The organism is Streptomyces sp. GQ60 (assembly GCF_059758875.1).
Map to the genome: position 1 here is coordinate 514,691 of NZ_JCAXEG010000005.1, position 18,187 is coordinate 532,877.

Below are 18,187 nucleotides of genomic sequence, written 5' to 3' on the forward strand. Positions count from 1 at the left end.
TGTGCCGCCCGCGCCGTTGCCGTGGGCCAGCCCCCGGTCCCCCGCGCCTCAAACGCCGGCGGGGCTGGATCGGCCGGGTTCGGCCCGGGCCGGGCGGGCCCGCCAGGTGAGCTGCGAGCCGACGTTGGCCACGTCCAGTCCCGTCGGCGTTTGAGGCACGCCTCGCGCAGCGGTTGCGCATATCCGTACCGGAGTAGGGTGCGGGGGCCGGTGGGCCGTGGGGGCCGCCGGGACGGGAGGAGCTGCCATGGCGGGCTGGAAGGCTAGCCGGATGCCGGATCAGAGCGGGCGTGCGGCCATCGTCACCGGAGGCAACAGCGGGATCGGCTACGCCGCCGCCAGGGAGCTCGCGCGCCGTGGCGCCTCGGTGGTGCTCGCCTGCCGGAGCGCAGCCCGGGGGCGAGCCGCCGAGGTTGCGTTGCGGGGTGAAGTGCCGGGTGCGGAGGTGGAGTTCATGCCACTGGACCTCGCCGATCTGGCCTCCGTACGGGAGTTCGCGGCGGCGTACGGGCGGCGGAGCGGCACCCTCGACCTCCTCGTCAACAACGCCGGCGTGATGGCGCTGCCGTACGGGCAGACCGCCGACGGCTTCGAGACGCAGTTCGGGGTCAACCACCTCGGCCACTTCGCCCTCACCGGACTCCTGCTGCCCCGGCTCCTCGACGCCCCGCCCGGGGCCCGGATCGTCAACCTCTCCAGTGGCTTCCACGCCCTCGGGGACGTCGTACACGACGACCTGAACAGCCTGCGCGATTACCGCCGTTGGATCGCGTACGGCCGCTCCAAGAGTGCGAACCTGCTCTTCACCCACGAGCTCGCCCGCCGCCTTGCGGCCGCCGGATCCGGGGTCGTCGCGGCCGCCGCCCACCCCGGCTACGCCGCCACCAATTTGCACGTGGGGGCGACCCCGCAGGCGGGGGCCACCTTCACCTCGCGGTTCACCGCGGCCGCCACCGCCGTCGGACATGCGATCGGCACCACCGTCATCGCGCAGTCCGCCGCCTCCGGCGCGCTGCCCACCCTGTACGCGGCCACCGCACCTGGAGTCCGGCCCGACGATTTCATCGGGCCGCGGCTCGGCTGGCGCGGCGCGCCCGTCCGTTCCCGGCGGGCGAAATGGACCCTGGACGACAAGTCCGGCGAACGGCTCTGGGGCGCCTCCGAAAAGCTCACCGGAGTCTCGTACGCGTCTCTATCGCGCTGAATCCCCGAGGGCTAACTTGCTACTCGCCAGTCACTTCAGCTGTCGCGTCGCATCACGCCGCATCCCCCTGGGAGAGCCATGCGCAGATCCGCCCTGCCCGTGCCCCTGCTGTTCCCGATGCTCGTCGCCCTCGCCGCGGCCCTCGCCGCTGGGCTGGTAGCCGCTCTGCTCGCCGCACCGACGGCACGGGCCGCCGGGAGCGCCGACCGCGCGGAGCGGCGTACGCCCGTCGTTCTCGTTCACGGGTTCGGGGACACCGCGGCCTCCCTCGACGGGCTGGAGGACCACCTGCACGCTCAGGGGTGGCTCGCCGGCGACCTCGCCGAATTCGGCTACGACTGGGCCGCCACCAACGACTCCAACGCCGCCCGCTTCGGCGCCTTCCTCACCGAACGGTTCGGCAGCCGCCCCGTCAATGTGATCGCCCACAGCATGGGCTCGCTGCTGACCCGCAAGTACCTCAAGGACGGCGGGAGTTCCCGGGTGCGTGCCTGGGTCTCGCTCGGCGGGCCCAACCACGGCGCGGGGGACGCCGCGCCCTGCGGACCCTTCGCCACCTTCTGCGACATCCACGCGGCCTCGCTCGCCGACATGTCCCCCGGCAGCGCCTTCCTGAACTCCCTCAACGCGGGCGACGAAACCCCGGGCGCCACCCGCTACACCACCTTCAGCTCCACCTGCGACCAGCAGATCCCGCCCGGCGACAGCCGGGCCCCGCGCTCCACCGAGCTGGCCGGCGCCGTCAACCACGTCCTGCCGGTGGGCGACAGCGGCTGCCCCTCGCACTACGGGCTGCTCGGAAACGACTGGGTGCGGTGGCAGATCATCGCCGAGTTTTCCAAGGATCCCGTCAGTGAAGTGGAGCTGAAGACAGGGCCGTTCCGGATCACCGTCGACTCGGCGCGGTTCACCTCCAGCGGCGAGAGCGGGCCCGAGCTCTACGACGGGCTCGTCCTGACCACCGACGGGACCGCCCGCTCCCTCTGGCACCGAGACCGGACCGGCGCCACCGCCTTCCCCGACCACGACCCGTGGTTCGGGCTCGACGACTCCAGCAGGAGTCAGGTCTTCAGCGGCGGGGCCACCGTCACCGCCTACCTCGTCGACGCCGACTACAGCGCCGGGAACCACGACGACGTGATGGCAGCCGGCCGCGTCCACTGGGATCCGGCCCTGGGCTTCGGCCGGTTCACGGCCAAGATGGCCGGTGTGGACGGGGGCGAGGCCTCCGTCACCTACACCGTCACTCCGGTGCAGGGTGTTCCCGCCTGCCGGATCCGGGTGGACCAGGCGGAGCTGACCTACTTCGACGACGGCACGACCCGTCCCGCGCTCTACGGGGACATCGCGGTCCGGACCGGCGACGGTGCGCGCACCGCCGTGTGGTCGCGGTCCGGCTCGGACCCGTCGACCTTCCCCAACCAGGGCGACCGCACCGACCCCGACCCGTACTTCTACCAGCGCGTGGGCTCGGGGAGCTCGTACGGGCCCGGCCCGTTCGAGATCGGCGTACTCCTGTGGGACTACGACGCCTCCTCGGCGGACGACCTGGTCGCCCGGGGCACGGTGGCCTGGGATCCGTACACCGATCGGCCGGGTACTCGCACCAGCGAGTTCCGCGGGGACGACGGAGGGCACGTGCGGGTCACCTGGACCGTCCTGTGCCCCTGATCCGGCGGCGTCCCGCCGGGGCGTCCGACCGGCGCGCCCCGGTATGAGCCCGTCCGCCCCCGTCGAGCCTCCGTCCGCCCGGCCCGGCCCTGACCAGGCTGCCCCGCATGCCGTCACACTGGGCGGCATGGACGACGACGCAACGGACAACCACATACGTACCACCGGCCCGCAGGCCGATTCGCAGGCCGGACCGCACGCCGAGGACCGTGCAGAGGACCACGCCGTGGTCCTCGGCGCGGGCATGGCCGGGCTGCTGGCCGCGCGGGTGCTCGCGATGCGGTTCTCCCGGGTCACCCTGATCGAGCGGGACGAACTGCCACTGGGCGAACCGGTGTTCCGGGCCGGGATACCCCAGTCCCGGCACGCGCACATCCTCTGGTCGCGGGGTGTGGAGCTGATCGAGCTGATGCTGCCGGGCATCACCGACAAGCTGGTGGCGGCGGGGGCGGGCCTCTTCGACTCGCCGCGCGACTTCCTCTGGCTCAGCCCGGCCGACTGGTTCGGGCCGGTGTCCGGAGCCAGAGTGCTGCTGGCTAGCCGGGAGCTGCTCGACTCGACGGTGCGCGGGGAAGTGCTCCGCAACGCACGCGTCCGGGTCCGCGCCGGTGCGACCGCCACCGGGCTGGTGGCCGGGCCGGACGGCCGTACGGTGACCGGCGTGGAACTGCGCGGCGGCGAGCGGCTGGCCGCAGGCCTCGTCGTCGACGCCACCGGCCGCGCCTCCAAGGCCCCGGCCTGGCTCACGGCGCTCGGCCACCCGGTTCCGGCGGTGACCCGCTACGACTCCCATCTCGGCTACACCAGCCGGTACTTCGAGATTCCGGACGACCCTGGTCGGCGCTGGCAGGGCATGTACGTCCAGGGCAGGCCCGAGCTTCCCCGCGGTGGGGTGCTGATGCCGCTGGACGGCAACCGCTGGCTGGTGACCCTCGTGGGCAACGGTGAACACGCCCCGCCCGTACGGGAGGAGGAGTTCCTCCCGTTCGCCCGGAGCCTGCGCAGTCCGGCCCTGTACGACGCCATCCGGGACGCGGTCCCGCTGTCCGCCCCCACCGCCTTCCGCAACACGATGAACGAATGGCGGCACTACGAGCGCCTGGAGCGCTGGCCGGCCGGGTTCCTGGTCCTCGGGGACGCCGCCTGCCGGGTCAACCCCGTGTACGGGCACGGCATGACGGTCGCCGCGCTCGCCGCGGAGGCCCTGGCCAAGGAGATCCGCACCCTGAACCCGGAGCAGATCGCCGCGGGCTCCCGCCGGATCCAGCGCCGGACCCTCGCGGCTGCCGCGGTGCCCTGGCAGATCGCCACCAGCGAGGACATGCGGTACCCGGTGACGGAGGGGCCGCCGCCGGACCGGGCCACGCGGATCCTTCAGCGCTACATGTCCCGGGTGATGGCGGGGGCCAACACCGACCAGGCGATCGCCTCCCGCTTCTTCGGGGTGCTGTCGCTGACCAGCCCGCCGGGCACGCTCCTGGACCCCGTCACCGTCCTCCGCGTCCTGTCCAAGCGGCGGCTCCCGGCGAACCCCCACACCACCGCCTACCCGACCCACCACGGCGCGCCGGTGGGGCGGGTCAGATAGCGCTCGACCGCCTCGTGGGCACGGGCGCTGGAGGCCGCGGCGTCGGCCAGGGACCGGGCCAGGGCCTCGATCCACTCGTCCAGGCCCACCTGGCGGCGGGAGAGCACAACGCCCCGTACCTCGTGGCAGATCTCACCGCTCACCCGGCCCCGATCCGTCCGCAGTGACAGCCGTTGCTCGCCGAGTGCGACGTCCAGTGCGGTGACCGTGCCCTCGCGCCCGGCCAGGCGGTCCGCGACCGAACGCCTGCGGTCGACCCGCACGACGTCGGGCGGCAGCGATTGCGCCAGGTCCGCCGCCAGCACTCCGACGTGGAGGCTCAGGCCCGCCTGGTCCGTGCGCAGCGCCGCGGCCAGCAACGCGACGTCCGTCTCGGACATCTCAGGCATCTCGGGCACCGCAGGGGCCTTGGGGGGCCGGGAAACCTCCGGTACCTCGGGCAGTTCAGTCATCGAGGCCCAGCACCATGGTCGGCCGGTCGATGACGTGGTCGGCGCGCAGCGGGCGCACCGCGGTCCCGATGGCGAAGAACTCGGTCGTGTGCGAACCCCAGCTGTGGGAGTGCTGCCTCAACTGGACCGCCACGATCCCCTCGGCCCCCAGGGCCGTCGCCTCGGCCCGCATCCGGGTCATCGCCAACCCGCGTGCCTCGTAGAGGGCCTGGGTGAACGGCTCGATCTCGACGTTGCGGCCGGCGGTGGACAGCGCCTGGGTGAAGCGCTGGTGCGCCACGTGGTAGACGCACGCCCCCATGACCATGTCGAGCGGGGCGTACCCGGCGCGGATCAGGGTCCAGAAGTCCTGGCCGGACAGGTCCGAGGTGAAGGGCTTGCCCTTGTTGTTGAGCCAGGCCCCACCCGGACCCGGGTCGGCGCCGTCCGCCTTCACGGCAGTACCGACGGCGATGAACTCGGCGATGTCCGAGCCGAATTCCTTGAACTCGATGTCGAGGCGCACCCCCACGATCCCGTCCGCCCCCAGAGCGCTCGCCTCGGCCTGCATCCGGCTCATCGCCAACTCGCGCGCCTCGTACATGGCCTGCGACAGCTTCGTCAGTTCCTGGTTCTTCGTCCACCGGCCTATCTGTACGCCGACGTGGTAGACGGAGGAGCCCAGGACCAGGCCGAGGGGGCGGAAGCCCACCTCGCGCACCAGCAGGAACTCGTTCACCGACAGGTCCGAGGTGAAGAGCGAGCCCTTCTCCCCAGGCCGGAGCTGCGCCAGTCGCCGCATCGCGTCCTGCGCTATCCCCTGTCCCAGTCCCAGTCCCTGCCCCTGTCCCTGCCCTGCCACTGTCCGCCCCGTTCCCTCGGTCATCTCAGTGCTCGCGTTCCAGTCGCATGATGGTCAGTGGTCCCTGTCCGGCGGGCCGCTCGGAGCGGCCGAACCGGGCGACGGCGGTGCCGACGAGGGACGCCTCCGCCACGAAGTCGCGCCCGTACCCGAGGGAGGGGCACTCGTTCTCGCGCAGCCGGAGTGCGATGTCGTCCACCAGCACCCCGTCACCGCCGTGCCCTGCGGCGTTGTCGGCAAGGTGTTCGAGGGCCTTCCGGCGGACGTGGCCGACCAGTTGGGTGTACCCGTCGACCTCCTGGTTCCCGGCGGCCCAGCGGGTCGGGCACGAGGCGCGCCAGTCGTCGTGGCGGGTGTCGAGGGCGATGCCGAAGGCCAGTGCGGTGGGAATCCATCCGGAGCGCACGAGCCCGGCGAAGTCCTGCCCGTCGAGGTGCGAGGTGAAGGGCTCGCGCGGGCGGACGCGGGAGTGGGCCCGGACCGCGGTGCCGAGAGCCGTGAACTCCACGGTCTCCGCGGTGAAGTCCTCGACCCGCAGTTTCACCGCGACGACTCCGTCGCCACCGAGCGAGCGGCACTCGGCCACCGCCCGGGCGAGTGCCAGCCGACGGCCCGTGTACAGGGTCCGCGTCAACTGGGAGTAGGAGGCGGTCCGTGCGGAGGAGGGAGTCTTCGCGCCGTCCGTGACCGACCAGGTGCCCGGGCAGCCCCAGAGGCCGGTGTAGCCGATGTTGAAGACGGCCGTGCCGAGAACCTGTCCGACCGGCTCGAACCCGACGCCCTGGACCGCCGCGAACTCCTTCACCGACAGGCCCGAGTCCCAACCGCCGCCGGAACGGGACCGCGACGTCGCGCCGCCAAGGGTCCCCGGCGGTCCTGTGTCTCCTGGGTGTGCCATTGATCCCGTACCGTCCGCCCCTTGGCCGCCATGTGGATCACGGCGCCCCCCCGTCGGCAGCGTATGTCATCCACCCCGGGGGCCACCGGACTGCCTAGGATCGGCCCGTGATCGCCGAGATGCAGTGCGTGGTGCTGGACTGCCCCGACCCGGGGGCGCTGGCCGCGTTCTACCAGGGCCTGACCGGCGGTGAGGTCAACCGTCCGGACCGGCGCTGGGCGACCGACGCGACGTGGGCGACCCTGCACCTCCCGGCGGGCCAGGTCCTCGCCTTCCAGTACGCCGAGGACCACCGGCCGCCCCGCTGGCCGGACCCGGCCCGGCCGCAGCAGCTCCACCTGGACTTCGCCGTGGCGGACCTGGACCCGGCCCACGCGGAGGTCCTGGCCCGCGGCGCCACCCTGCTGGACGGGGACCGGGCGGGCGAGGGCTGGCGGGTCTACGCCGATCCGGCCGGGCACCCCTTCTGCCTGGTGCGCCACTGACCCGCGGTCGCCGCCGCCCCCGTGTCCCGGCCCGGGAGGGTCACTTCGACGGGCTGAGCTGCACCGTCGTCAGGGCCCCGCCCGCGGCCTCCTTCACCACCGTGAGCCGGGTCCCGGTGTCCGGCACCTTGACTCCGAGCTGCGGGAGCCCCGGGTTCCAGTACGACCCGTGACGGTCGTCGAAGACCGGTACGCCGCTCCGGGCCGGGATAACCGTCGGGACACCCGCCTTGTGCAGGACGATCCGGTCGCTCTTCCCGAGGGAGAAGGGGGCGTCGAAGGTCTGCGCACGCGCGTTCAGCAGCGTGCCGTCCGCGTGGGTCAGCGGCTCCGGGCGGGAGTCGACGGGCAGCAGCATGCCGCCGCCGGGGTGCGCCTTGGTGGTGTTGTCGCTGTACGCCGTGTCCCAGAGCCAGATCAGCACGCCCTGCTGGTACGGGTAGAACTCCACCGTGTCGCCCGTGAAGCCGAAGTTGTACGGCCCGGTCCGCAGCATGCTGCCGTAGCCGGTGTAGCGGCGGTTCTCCACGAAGTACGCGCGCGGGTGCTGCTCGCTTCCCGTACGGCCCTCCGTACGCGACCACTTGACCGCCGTCCAGCCGTTCGCGCCCTGCTCCGCCCCGTCGCGCAGCAGCTCCCGGCCGTCGGCGCCCGCCGTGACGCGGATGTCGTCGAAGGTGACGCCCTTGCCGTGGGTGTTGCTGTCGGAGGTGACGCGCAGCCTCAACTGGACCGAGCTGCCCGAGAACCGGGTCAGCGGGACCTGGAGCCGCGTCCAGCCCGCCGAGGTGCCGGAGATCCCCTTCGCCCCGATCGGCGTGGCGTCCACGGTGCCCGGCAGCGCCGTCCAGGCGGCCCCGCCGTCCGTGGAGGCCTCCACCGTCAGGTAGTCGAAGTCCTGCTCGATGTCGTACCAGACCCGGGCGTCCAGGCGGGCCGCGGCGCCGGCCGCGATCCCCGAGAGGTCGACCGTCCGGGACAGCGTGTTGTCCATGAAGTCACCCGTACCGCTCCACCACTGGCTGCCGCCCTCGTACGGGTCGACCAGCTCGGTGGTGGTCGAAGACGGCGGCAGGTGCACCAACAGGGCTTGCGCGTCCTCGGTGTTGTAGCCGGACACGCCGAGCGTCGCCCGTGTCGTGCGGCCCGCGTCGGCCTCCGTGTACCGGAGCCAGCCCAGCTGCAGCTTGCTCCACGGGTCGAGGTCGCCCGGGAACTCGCCCGTGGAATTGCGACCCCTGCCCAGGTAGGACGCCGAGGACATCAGCGACCAGAAGTTGACGCTGTTGTCCCCGTCCGAGCTGTACAGGTCGGGCAGGCCCAGATCGTGTCCGAACTCGTGCGCGAAGAGGCCCGCGCCGCTGTTCTCCCCGCCGGTCAGGTAGTCCCCGGCCCAGATGCCCGTGTCACCGACCGGGGTGCCGCCCGCCTTGTTGCCCTCCGGGCCCGCGCTGCCGGCCTGGTTCCAGTAGGCGAACCAGCGGTGCGCCCACACGGCGTCCTTGCCCTGCGCGCCGCCGCCCCAGGTCTGGTCCTTGCCCGCGTGGACGACGACGAGGTGGTCGAGGTAGCCGTCGGGCTCGTCGAAGTCGCCGTCGTGGTCGGCGTCGTAGCGGTCCCACACGTCGTACTCGGCGAGCTGCGCCTTGATCTGCTCGGGCGTACGACCCTTCGCCCGCTCGGACTTGTACCAGGAGTCCGTGGCGTCCCGGATCATGTCCCAGTTGGTCCGGCACTGGCCGGACTCGGAGCAGTTGTCGGTGCCGTAACGAGCCTCGTTCCAGGGGAGTTTGACCCAGTCGGTCACCATGCCGTCCATGTCGTACCGGCCGGAGGACTGGAGCCGGTAGTAGGCGCGCAGGGACGCCGACCGCGGCTCGGTGGAGAAGAACTGCTTCTCGTAGAAGGACCGGTCGAAGTCCTTGCGCCACAGGGTGTGGTTGTCGTCCGCGGCCGGTTTGCCGATCGTGTTGTGCGCCGGGCCCGGGGTGCCGCCGAACCGCGGCTTGCCCTCGAACTCGGTGGTGTTGTCCACCTGGTCGCCGAACTCGGCGAGGATGACGAAGACCTTGTCCTTGCGCTCCTGGGCCAGCTCGACGTACCGCTTGCCGACCTTGGCCCGGCGCGGCAGCGTGCCGTCGGCCTCCGCGCGCAGGCCGCCGGGGCGGCCCGCGGCCACCTCTTCGAGGGCCTGGCGGCGCAGGGCCTGGCGCTGGAGCTCCAGGGGTGCGGGCGGCGGGGCGGCCCGATCGGCCGGCTGCTGCCCGGCGGGCGTCGGCGTCGGGGACGGGGGCGGGGGTGCGGTGGCGGCGAGCGCGGGGGCGGCGAGGAGGGCGAGGGATATCGCCGCTCCCACCGCAGCGAGTCTGCGCAACGTAGCTGACCTTTCTGGAGGTTCCGGCCGGTCGGATCGGCCGGAGCGGGAGTAATATTTCACATGTGACAGGTGATTGATAGGTGTGGGGGAGGTGGACGCCCGGTGCGGCCGTGGGCGGGGCGGTGAGCGCGGCCGGGGGTGCGGGCACCCGGGGGTGCGGCCGTGATTGCGCCCCCGGCCCCTCTGAACTCGACGTTCCAGGCGCCCCGTTCGCCGAGCGGCGCTATCGTGCCGAGCGGGGACGACTGTGCGAGGGGGCGGAGCCGCGATGCGATTTCTGTTTGTGCACGGCACGGGGGTGCGGCGCGAGCGGCACGACCTGCTCTTCGCCCTGGTCCGGGACCGGCTGACCGCCCGGTTCCCCGGGGCGGCCGTCGACTCCTGCTTCTGGGGGGAGCGGTACGGAGCCACCCTCAGTGCCCAGGGCCGTTCCGTGCCTGGTCTGCGCGCCCCCGGCCCGGACGAGGAGGAGATCGCCGAGTGGGGCCTGCTGGTCGCCGACCCGCTCTGTGAGCTGCGGGTGCTGGCGGAAACCGGCTGGGACACCGGAGCCGAGGGTGATCCCGGCGGCGATCCCGGCGGCGCGTTCGACGGTGCATTAGATGACGACGTCTTCGCCATGCCCGGCGTCCAGTCCGCGGGGGACCGCGTCCTGGAGCTCCTCGCCCGCGTCTCCGGGACCCCCGACGGCGGCGAACAGGCCGCGCTGCTCCTCGGCACCGGCCTCGCCGCCGGATTCCCCGCCGCCCTGGAGAGCGTCTCCCGTTCCCCCGAGGCCGCCCGCGCCGGGGCCCGCGCCGCCGGGCAGCCGCAGGCCCGGGAGCTGGCCACGGTCCTCGCCCGCGCGGTGACCGCCGCCGCACTCGCCTCGGCCGGAGCCGAGGCCGACTGCACCGGAGCCGAACGCGACCGCCTCGTCGAGCTGATCACCACGCGCCTCGGCGGCGACGCCCGGGTCCCCGGCGCCCGCGCCGCCGCCGTCCTCGGCCGGCTCGCGATGCGCGTCACCACCCAGCCGCTGCTCAACGCCTGGCGCGGCTCCCTCACGGTCGGGGCCACCCCCGCCCTCGGCGACATCCTGCGCTACCAGGCCCGGGGCGCGGACCTCCGCGCGTTCCTGCACGAGCGGATCACCGCCGACCCGGGGCCGACCGTACTCATCGGCCACAGCCTCGGCGGCATCGCCCTGGTGGACCTCCTCGCCCTCGCGGCCGCCCGCGGCGAGCCGGTGCCCGGGGTCGAACTGCTCGTCACCGTCGGCTCGCAGGCACCCTTCCTCTACGAACTGGGCGCGCTGGCCGGGGTCGTGCCGGGCACCCGGCTCCCGTACGCCTTTCCCCGCTGGCTCAACGTCTACGACCGCCAGGACGTGCTCGCCTACCTCGCCGAACCCGTCTTCCCCGGCGACCCGCGCGTCAGCGACCAGGAGATCGGCAGCCGACAGCCCTTCCCGGCCTGCCACAGCGCCTACTGGAAACAGGACTCCCTGTACGCACGCATCGAACAGGCGGTGGCGGAAGCGGAGATCGGGTGAACCCCTTCGAGTCCCTTCCCCCCGACCTGGGACCGCGCACCTTCGCGCTGGTCGCCGGGGTCGAGAGGTACGACATCAGCCACCGCTGGAACCTGCGCGGCCCGGCCCGCGACGCCCTGCGGTTCGCCGGCTGGCTGACCGGACCGGGAGGGGTGCCGCCGGGCAACGTACGGCTGTTGCTGTCCCCGATCGACGACCCCGACACGCTCGGCTGGTCGGCGTCCGCCGGTCTGGACGCCCTGCGCACCACGTACCGTCCGGCGACCGAGGCGCACGTGAAGTCGGCCCTGCTCGACGAACTCCCCGCGTGCGACGGCGATGTGCTCCTGATCTTCTGGGCCGGGCACGGCTACATGGGGCCGCGCGGCGGTGAACTGATGCTGCCCGTCGCGGACGCCCGGCCCGCCCAGATCCGCCACCTCAACCTCGACTCGGCGCTGCGCTGGTGGCGCACCAGCCTCGTCAAGCGCGGGCTCTTCCGCCACCAGGCCGTCCTGGTCGACGCCTGCCGGGTCGACGCACCCCGCGACGCCCGGTGGAACTTCGGCACCAACGACTACGGCGGCGGCGCCGCCGTCCCGGGACGGCGCCAGTTCCGGCTGTACGCCTCCCGGGAGGGCGAGGCCGCGCAGAACGACGCCGAGCGCGGCGCGGGCCGCTTCACCGAGGCGCTCCTCGCCGAACTGGGGCAACGCTCGGTGAGCGAGGCCCTCTCCGGTCTCGCCGACACCGCCCGGTCGATCAACCGCACCTTCCAGGGCCTGCGCGAACGCGGCGAGGGCTGGCAGCTCCCGCAGTTCGTCGTGGACCGGGACTGGGACGCCTCCTCCTTCCTCGACGGCGACCGGCCCGGGACGGCGCCGCCGGGAGCGGTCCGCCTCGACCAGAACGCCTGGGACGGGCTCGGCGAACTCTTCGAGGACCGCGACCTGCCGCGCTGCGCCTACGAGGCGTACCTGTGGGCGTTCAAGGCCGCCGGCTGCGCGGCCCCCGCACAGGGCGGCCTGCCCGGCGACACCCTGCTGGAGGTGGTCCAGGACCTCGACGAACGCCACGGCGGGCCGGCCGGGATGCCGCTCGCGGTGCCCTTCGTACGGTTCCTCGGGGCACAGGGCGCGGCGGGTGACGAGCGGTGGGCGGCCCGGCTGCACGACTGGGTGCGCGCGACCCGCGAACGCCTGGCCCTGCCCGCGCTGCCGCCCCCGCCCCCGCCCGCGCGGAAGACGGCCCTGCACGTGCGGCTGGAGACGCCGCCGGGCGGGGAGGACGGGTTCCTCGCCCGGATGTGGCTGCGGCGGGAGGCGACCGAGCACATCTGGGAATCGGAGGGGCAACCCGTCCGACTGGACGTGGTACGGGACGCACTCGTACGCCAACTCCTGGCGCTGAACCAGGTGGTGGGGGCCGGCGCGCAGGCCGGGAGGCCGTCGGGCCCGGTGGAGCGGATCGAGTTCCACGTGCCGTACGAGTTGCTGGACCTGGACTTCGACCAGTGGCCCGTCCCGCGCGGGCCGGGCGGGCGGACCCGGCCGCTGGGGGTGGTCTACCAGGTGGTGGTGCGCTGCCCGCAGGAGCGCGAGGACACCGGCGCCGAATGGCGCGGCAAGTGGCGCTGGCTGTGGACCCAGGGCGGGCGGCACCCGGAGGCGGTCCGGGTGGTGGCCGACGCGGACGCGGACGACGGGCTCGGCCTGGAACTGGGCGCGGGGCCGGCGCCCGCGTGCGTACTGGTACACACCCCCGCCGGGGCGCGGACGGCGGTGGTGGTGGAGGCGGTACTGGAGGGCGGTGTCCCGGTGGCCCTGTGGCGCCGCCCCGCTCCGGCGGGCGCGGACCGGGCGGGCGCGGACCGGGCCGGCTCCGGCCGGGCCGGAGAGCCGGGGGCGGCGCAGGCGGCTCCGGGAGGGTTCGCGTACGCCGGGACCGGCCGGGCGGGGGGCGCCGGGGGCGCGGGTCCGGTTGCGCACGCGGGCGGCCTGCTCGATCTGCTGGCGCCCGCCGGCGAGGACGGGCGGCCGCCCGACCCCGGCGCACTCGACGTGCTCGCGCTGCCCGCCCGCGTGCGCGCGGTCCGCCGCGAGGCCGCCGTCGCGGGGGCGAGCGCCCCCGGTGGCGACCGCCGACAGCCGCCGGGGGGAGACCGGTTGGTCCTCCTGTGGGACGATCCCGACGACACCCTCACCCTCCGGTCCCTGGCTTGAACCCGCTCCCGACGGCGAAGCCGACTCCGATCCCGTGCCTGCGGCCGATCCCGCCCCCGGTCCGCCCCCCGACTTCGACCTCGACTTCGACTTCGACTCCGGCACCGATCCCGAAGACCGCTCGCGGCGACGGCCCGCGACACCCACGATGGAGGCAGAGGCTGTGGTGAAGGACTGGTGGCTGTACCAAGGGACCGGCGAGGCCGCCGAGCGCCGGACCAGGCTGGAGGCCGGACCGCCACCGCCCTGGCGCGATTTCAAGGGCGTCCCCGACCCGGGGTACACGCCCCCGGGCTGCGAGGGACCGGCCTGGGAGCGCACCTGGCGGCGCGGCGAGGGCTACGTACCCGACGAGCTGGAGAAGGACGTGGTCAACACGGCCCTGCACCTGCGCCGGCCGCTCCTGATCACCGGCAAGCCGGGCGTCGGCAAGTCCACGCTCGCCTCCAGCATCGCCGCCGACCTCGGCCTGGGACCGGTACTGCACTGGCCGGTAACCAGCCGCACCGTCCTGCGCGACGGCCTGTACCTGTACGACGCGATCGGCCGGCTCCAGGAGGCGGGGCTGGAGCAGTTGCGCACGCCCGGCGCCGGGCCGCCGGCGGCCCGCGCCCAGGCCGCACCTGCCGCCGCGGCCGGCGGCTCCGCTCCCGGCTCCGCTCCCGGCTCCGCTCCCGGCTCCGCTCCCGGCTCCGCTCCCGCCGAGGGGGGCGGCCCGTCGATCGCCCGCTACCTGCGCCTCGGCCCCCTCGGTACGGCGCTGCTGCCCCAGGACCGGCCCCGCGTCCTGCTGGTGGACGAGATCGACAAGGGCGACATCGATCTGCCCGGAGACCTCCTCACCGCCTTCGAGGACGGCGGCTTCGTCATCCCCGAGCTCGCCCGGCTCGTCAAGGAGGCCCCCACCGTCGCCATCGGCACCGACGACGACACGGAGGAGGTCGTCCGCATCTCCCAAGGCCGCGTCCAGTGCCGGTACTTCCCCATCGTCGTCCTCACCAGCAACGGGGAACGCGATTTCCCGCCCGCCTTCCTGCGGCGCTGCGTCCGCCTCCACCTGGACCCGCCGGGACCCGACAAGCTCGCCCGCATCGTGCGCGGCCGGCTCGGAGTCGACATCGAGAACAGCGACGAGTACCGCGATCTCGTCCGGAGCTTCCTGGAGCGTGCCGAGGAAGGCGACCTCGCCACCGACCAGCTCCTCAACGCCATCCAGCTCCGGCTGGCCGGAGCCTGGTCCGCCCCCGGTGACCGCGAGCGCTTCCTCGCCACCGTGATGCACCACCTCACCGGGCCCTCCGCGTGATCGAGAACCTCCTCGCCGCCCTGGCCGAGGGCGCCGAGGACGGAGGCCCGCGCCCCGGGGTCGGGGCGGAGGAGATCGCCGACATCCTGTGGCTCGCCACCCGGGTGGACGCGGCCGCCCGCCGCCCGGAGCCTCCCGGGATCCCCCCGGAGGCCGGACCCGAACCCGCCCCCGACGGCCCGGAGTTGCCCGCTGCGGCACGCGGCGGTGCCGACGGACCGGGAGTCCAGTACTTCCCGGCGGCCGCCCCCGCCCCCGCCCCCGACCCCGCCGGCCCCGCGGACCCCGCCGCCGGCCGGGCCCCGGGAGTCGGCGCCCGAGGCGGCGCGCCCGCGCCCGCGCCGGCCGTGCGCCGGGGCACCGCGGTGCGGCTGCCGCGCGCCGCCAGCCTCGACGACCCGCTCGCCCTGATGCGCGCCCTGCGCCCGATCGGCCGCCGCAACATCGGCGGCCCGGGGGAGGAGCTGGACGAACAGCTCACCGTCGAGCGCAGCATCGAGCGGATGGTGCTCACCCCGGTCCTGCGCCCCGCCGAGAGCCGGTGGCTGGACGTGGCCCTGGTCGTCGACTCCCACCACTCGATGCTGCTCTGGTCCGACCTGGTGGAGGAGGTGCGCGGGCTCCTCACCCGCAGCGGGGTCTTCCGCGACGTGCGGGCCTGGCGGCTCACGGGCACCGGCCCCGGCGGCACGCCCATGGTCGCGCACCATCGCGACAGCCCGCCCCGCAACCCCCTGGAGCTGGTCGACCCGGCGGGCCGGCGGCTGATCCTGGTCCTCTCCGACACGGTCGCCGGCGGCTGGCGCGAAGCCCCGCTGCGCGGTGTGCTCCGACAGTGGTCGGCGCACAACGCCGTGGCCGTGCTGAACGTCCTGCCCGAGCGGCTCTGGACCCGCGGGGCGGTCCAGCCGGTCCCCTTCGCCGTCCGCGCGGACCGGCCCGCCGCGGCCACCCGGTCGTGGCAGCGGGTCCCGATGGCCCGGCGGGCCCGCGGCGGGGGGCCGGTGATCCCCGTCGTCGGCATCGCCTCCGGGAGCCTGGCCCGGCTGGTGCGGGTGGTGTCCGGCGACGGCCGCTGGCGGCGCCTCGCGTGCCTGCGCCTCGATGCGGAGCCCCCGCGCGAGGCCCCGTACGGGACATCCGGGACCCCGAAGTTCTTCCAGGACCCCTTGGAGGCGGTGGAGCGCTTCCGCGCGAGCGCCTCGCCGACCGCCCAGCGCCTCGCCGACCACCTGGCCGCCGTGCCGCTCACCCTGCCCGTGATGACCCTCGTACGACGCTCCCTGCTGCGGGACTCCGAGCACGGCCACCTCGCGGAAGTGGCCCTGGGCGGGCTGCTCGCCCCCTGGGACGGCGAACAGCCGGCCGAGACCGCCGAGTTCGAGTTCCTGCCGGGCGTACGGGAGGCCCTGCTCGGGTCGCAGCTGCGCGGCGACGTGGCCGCCGTACGGGAGCTGGTCCGGTGGCGCGTGGGGGAGTACATGTCCCGGAACCGCGGCACGGGCCGGGACTTCACGGCCGTCCGCCGCGGGCCCCGGAGCGGAGGGCGTCGTCAACTGCTGCCGGACGCAACGCCGTTCGCGTCCGCCGCCGGACCGGCATCGGGCCTGGCCGGCCGGGTGGTGCGGGTCCGCTTCGATTCGCAGCGCGAGCCGCAGGCGGTCGGCGTGCTGTTGTCGCCGCGCATGGTGCTGACGGTCGGCGAGGCGCAGACCGGGGCGCCGCACAGCTCGGCCTGGGTCCGTGTGGACGGGCAGGAGGTCCTCTGTCAGCGCGCCTGGGGGGACGGGGCGGCGCCCCAAGTGCTGCTGCTCGTCTCCGACGTGGACCTCGTGGACCCGGGGGACTGGACGGAGCCCGCCTGGGCGGAGGGCTTCGCGGCCCCGGGGGAGCACCTTGTCGTGGACGGCGCGACCGACCAGGGCGAGACGGTGGCGCTGACCGGCGAGGTCCTTCCGTACGAGGGGGAGCGCAACGGGGAGCTCGTCCGGCTGTCCGCCGAGCCGGAGGTCTGGACCTGCTACGCGGGCGCCCCGGTCTCCCGCGACGGGCGGCTGGCGGGCATCGTGCACACGGTGCTGCCGGAGCGGATGGTGTTCCTGACGGGGCAGGCACTGCTGGAGCAGCCCGGATTCCGTGCGGTGGTGGAGGCGCGCGCGGGTACCGGGAGCGAACTCTCGGGTGTGTGCCTGGCGGTACGGGTCCATGTGGACAGGGGGTCGGCCGGCCGGCCGGCGGTGGAGGAAGTGACCCGAGTCCTCCTGCGCGCGCTGGCGGACGCGGACCAGTCCGGCTCGGTGCACTCCGACGGGGACGGGGTGGTGTTGGTCCTCCTGGAGGATCCGGGTTCCCTCGGAAAGGCCGGGAGGACGCTGGCCGCGTTCCCAGCGGCGCTGGAGCGGCTGCGCGCGCACTCCGGCGAATGGCAGATCTCCCTCGTGGTGGCTGTGGCCAGGGGACGGTTCACGCCCGATCTGCGGGGACCGGCGGTGGACGAGGCGGAATCCTTGGTCGGCCGCCTCGGAGTCGTCGGGAGGCGGGACGGCTCCCGGGACCCGGCCGTTGTCGTCTTCGTGAAGGGCGAATCGCTGCTCGGTGTCCGCGGGCTGGAATCGCGCGCGGGCACGGAGCTGGCGAACACCGGGAGGGAGCCGCGCGGGTGGATCTGGCCGGACCCCGTCGTCGAGGTGGGGCGGGCGCTGATCGATGCCGACCTGAGGATCGACGACCCGGGCATCGGCTGGCCGCGCTGCGGGTCCGGCGGCACCCAGGCGGATCCGGGCGGGTGCAACGGCGTGCGCCTGCCGGGCCGCCTGCGCTGCCTCGCCCACGTCGCGGCGGTGGAACGGGCCGAGTACCTCCACGCGCTGCGACCGGGCGCGGAGGTGGACCTGCGGGGCACCACCCTCAGCGACGACCTGCTCGGCCATCTGCTGCTCGCGCTGCGGGAGCCCGGGGTGGGACGGGTGAGGATGGGGCGCGCGCTCTTCGACCGTGCGCGTTTCACCGGCGACTGGGCCACGCCCGGCGGCGAGTTCGGGGGGCCGGCCTCCTTCGACCGGGCCGTCTTCGAAGGCCGGGCAGGGTTCGACGCGGCCCATTTCAAGGGGAGCGTCTCCTTCGGGCGGACCGACTTCCGGGGCGGCGTGGACTTCACGGAGGCCGTGTTCGTCCAGGGCCTGGACATGGCCCGAGCAGAGGTGTGGGACAGGGCGAGGATGGGCCGGATGCGGGTGCGGGGTGCGGTGGACCTCGCGCACACGGTATTTCACGAGCACGGCGAGTGGAGGTCGGCCACCTTTTTCGGGCCCGCCTCCTTCGCGTCCACGGTATGGGGTTCCACCGTGCGGTTCGACCGCGTCCGCTTCGAGGGACCGACCTCCTTCGACCACGCCGCCTTCGCCGCACCAGCGCACTTCGAGGGCGCGGTCTTCGCGGCCCGGGCGACCTTCGCCGAGGCCGACTTCGCGGATCTCGGGGAGTTCGCGAACACGACCTTCGCCGACACCGCGGGTCTTCCCGACGCTTGGCTCCCGCTCCTGCCGCCGTCGGGCGCCGCAACGTTCGTTCTGGGCCCCGAAAGAGGCGACGACGGCAGCGCCGCGACCAGTGCTCCGTAGCCCGCGCCGG

Annotated in this window: 12 protein-coding genes; 8 read left to right on the forward strand and 4 right to left on the reverse strand. The window is 74.1% G+C overall.

The genetic code is table 11. From position 1 onward, the window contains the following. Positions 1–247 precede the first annotated feature (247 nt). From AC6CKD_RS16340 to AC6CKD_RS16350, 3 genes are all read left to right on the forward strand, one after another. Positions 248–1,204: an oxidoreductase gene (locus AC6CKD_RS16340; protein ID WP_498328053.1), complete on the forward strand. Its 957-nt coding sequence runs from the start codon at positions 248–250 to the stop codon at positions 1,202–1,204. A gap of 78 nt (positions 1,205–1,282) precedes the next feature. Next, positions 1,283–2,875, forward strand: a complete 1,593-nt coding sequence (locus tag AC6CKD_RS16345; RefSeq protein ID WP_498328054.1) for an esterase/lipase family protein — start codon at positions 1,283–1,285, stop codon at positions 2,873–2,875. A 127-nt stretch (positions 2,876–3,002) separates the two neighbouring features. Continuing rightward, positions 3,003–4,463: an FAD-dependent oxidoreductase gene (locus AC6CKD_RS16350; RefSeq protein ID WP_498328056.1), complete on the forward strand. Its 1,461-nt coding sequence runs from the start codon at positions 3,003–3,005 to the stop codon at positions 4,461–4,463. Here the strand turns inward: AC6CKD_RS16350 and AC6CKD_RS16355 are convergent. From AC6CKD_RS16355 to AC6CKD_RS16365, 3 genes are all read right to left on the reverse strand, one after another. Next, positions 4,421–4,843, reverse strand: coding sequence for a hypothetical protein (locus AC6CKD_RS16355; protein WP_498328058.1), 423 nt, complete (start codon positions 4,841–4,843; stop codon positions 4,421–4,423). The genes AC6CKD_RS16350 and AC6CKD_RS16355 overlap by 43 nt on opposite strands. Positions 4,844–4,907: 64 nt before the next feature. Continuing rightward, complete coding sequence (locus AC6CKD_RS16360; RefSeq protein ID WP_498328059.1) at positions 4,908–5,756, reverse strand: heavy metal-binding domain-containing protein; 849 nt, start codon at positions 5,754–5,756, stop codon at positions 4,908–4,910. Between the two features lie 25 nt (positions 5,757–5,781). Further along, positions 5,782–6,561, reverse strand: coding sequence for a heavy metal-binding domain-containing protein (locus AC6CKD_RS16365; protein WP_498328060.1), 780 nt, complete (start codon positions 6,559–6,561; stop codon positions 5,782–5,784). A gap of 200 nt (positions 6,562–6,761) precedes the next feature. Between AC6CKD_RS16365 and AC6CKD_RS16370 the strand changes: the two genes are divergently transcribed. Continuing rightward, positions 6,762–7,139, forward strand: coding sequence for a VOC family protein (locus AC6CKD_RS16370; protein ID WP_498328061.1), 378 nt, complete (start codon positions 6,762–6,764; stop codon positions 7,137–7,139). A gap of 40 nt (positions 7,140–7,179) precedes the next feature. Here the strand turns inward: AC6CKD_RS16370 and AC6CKD_RS16375 are convergent, their stop codons facing one another. Beyond that, on the reverse strand, positions 7,180–9,495 hold the full coding sequence (locus AC6CKD_RS16375; protein WP_498328062.1) for an immune inhibitor A domain-containing protein: 2,316 nt from the start codon (positions 9,493–9,495) through the stop codon (positions 7,180–7,182). Positions 9,496–9,784: 289 nt separating this feature from the next. Here AC6CKD_RS16375 and AC6CKD_RS16380 point away from each other — a divergent pair, with 289 nt between their 5' ends. From AC6CKD_RS16380 to AC6CKD_RS16395, 4 genes are all read left to right on the forward strand, one after another. Continuing rightward, positions 9,785–11,050: a hypothetical protein gene (locus AC6CKD_RS16380; RefSeq protein ID WP_498328063.1), complete on the forward strand. Its 1,266-nt coding sequence runs from the start codon at positions 9,785–9,787 to the stop codon at positions 11,048–11,050. Beyond that, on the forward strand, positions 11,047–13,251 hold the full coding sequence (locus AC6CKD_RS16385) for a VMAP-C domain-containing protein (RefSeq protein WP_498328064.1): 2,205 nt from the start codon (positions 11,047–11,049) through the stop codon (positions 13,249–13,251). Before AC6CKD_RS16380 ends, AC6CKD_RS16385 begins: the two co-directional genes overlap by 4 nt. A 148-nt stretch (positions 13,252–13,399) precedes the next feature. Next, positions 13,400–14,557 carry an AAA family ATPase gene (locus AC6CKD_RS16390; RefSeq protein WP_498328146.1) on the forward strand — a complete coding sequence of 386 codons (1,158 nt, stop codon included), beginning with the start codon at positions 13,400–13,402 and terminating at the stop codon, positions 14,555–14,557. Next, positions 14,554–18,177 carry an SAV_2336 N-terminal domain-related protein gene (locus AC6CKD_RS16395; RefSeq protein ID WP_498328065.1) on the forward strand — a complete coding sequence of 1,208 codons (3,624 nt, stop codon included), beginning with the start codon at positions 14,554–14,556 and terminating at the stop codon, positions 18,175–18,177. The genes AC6CKD_RS16390 and AC6CKD_RS16395 overlap by 4 nt, the downstream gene beginning before the upstream one ends. Positions 18,178–18,187: the final 10 nt, after the last annotated feature.

Coding starts and splice junctions, on each gene's coding strand:
- AC6CKD_RS16355 (WP_498328058.1), bottom strand. CDS start 4,843: ATGTCCGAGACGGACGTCGCGTTGCTGGCCGCGGCGCTGCGCACGGAC.
- AC6CKD_RS16345 (WP_498328054.1), top strand. CDS start 1,283: ATGCGCAGATCCGCCCTGCCCGTGCCCCTGCTGTTCCCGATGCTCGTC.
- AC6CKD_RS16340 (WP_498328053.1), top strand. CDS start 248: ATGGCGGGCTGGAAGGCTAGCCGGATGCCGGATCAGAGCGGGCGTGCG.
- AC6CKD_RS16350 (WP_498328056.1), top strand. CDS start 3,003: ATGGACGACGACGCAACGGACAACCACATACGTACCACCGGCCCGCAG.
- AC6CKD_RS16390 (WP_498328146.1), top strand. CDS start 13,400: ATGGAGGCAGAGGCTGTGGTGAAGGACTGGTGGCTGTACCAAGGGACC.
- AC6CKD_RS16380 (WP_498328063.1), top strand. CDS start 9,785: ATGCGATTTCTGTTTGTGCACGGCACGGGGGTGCGGCGCGAGCGGCAC.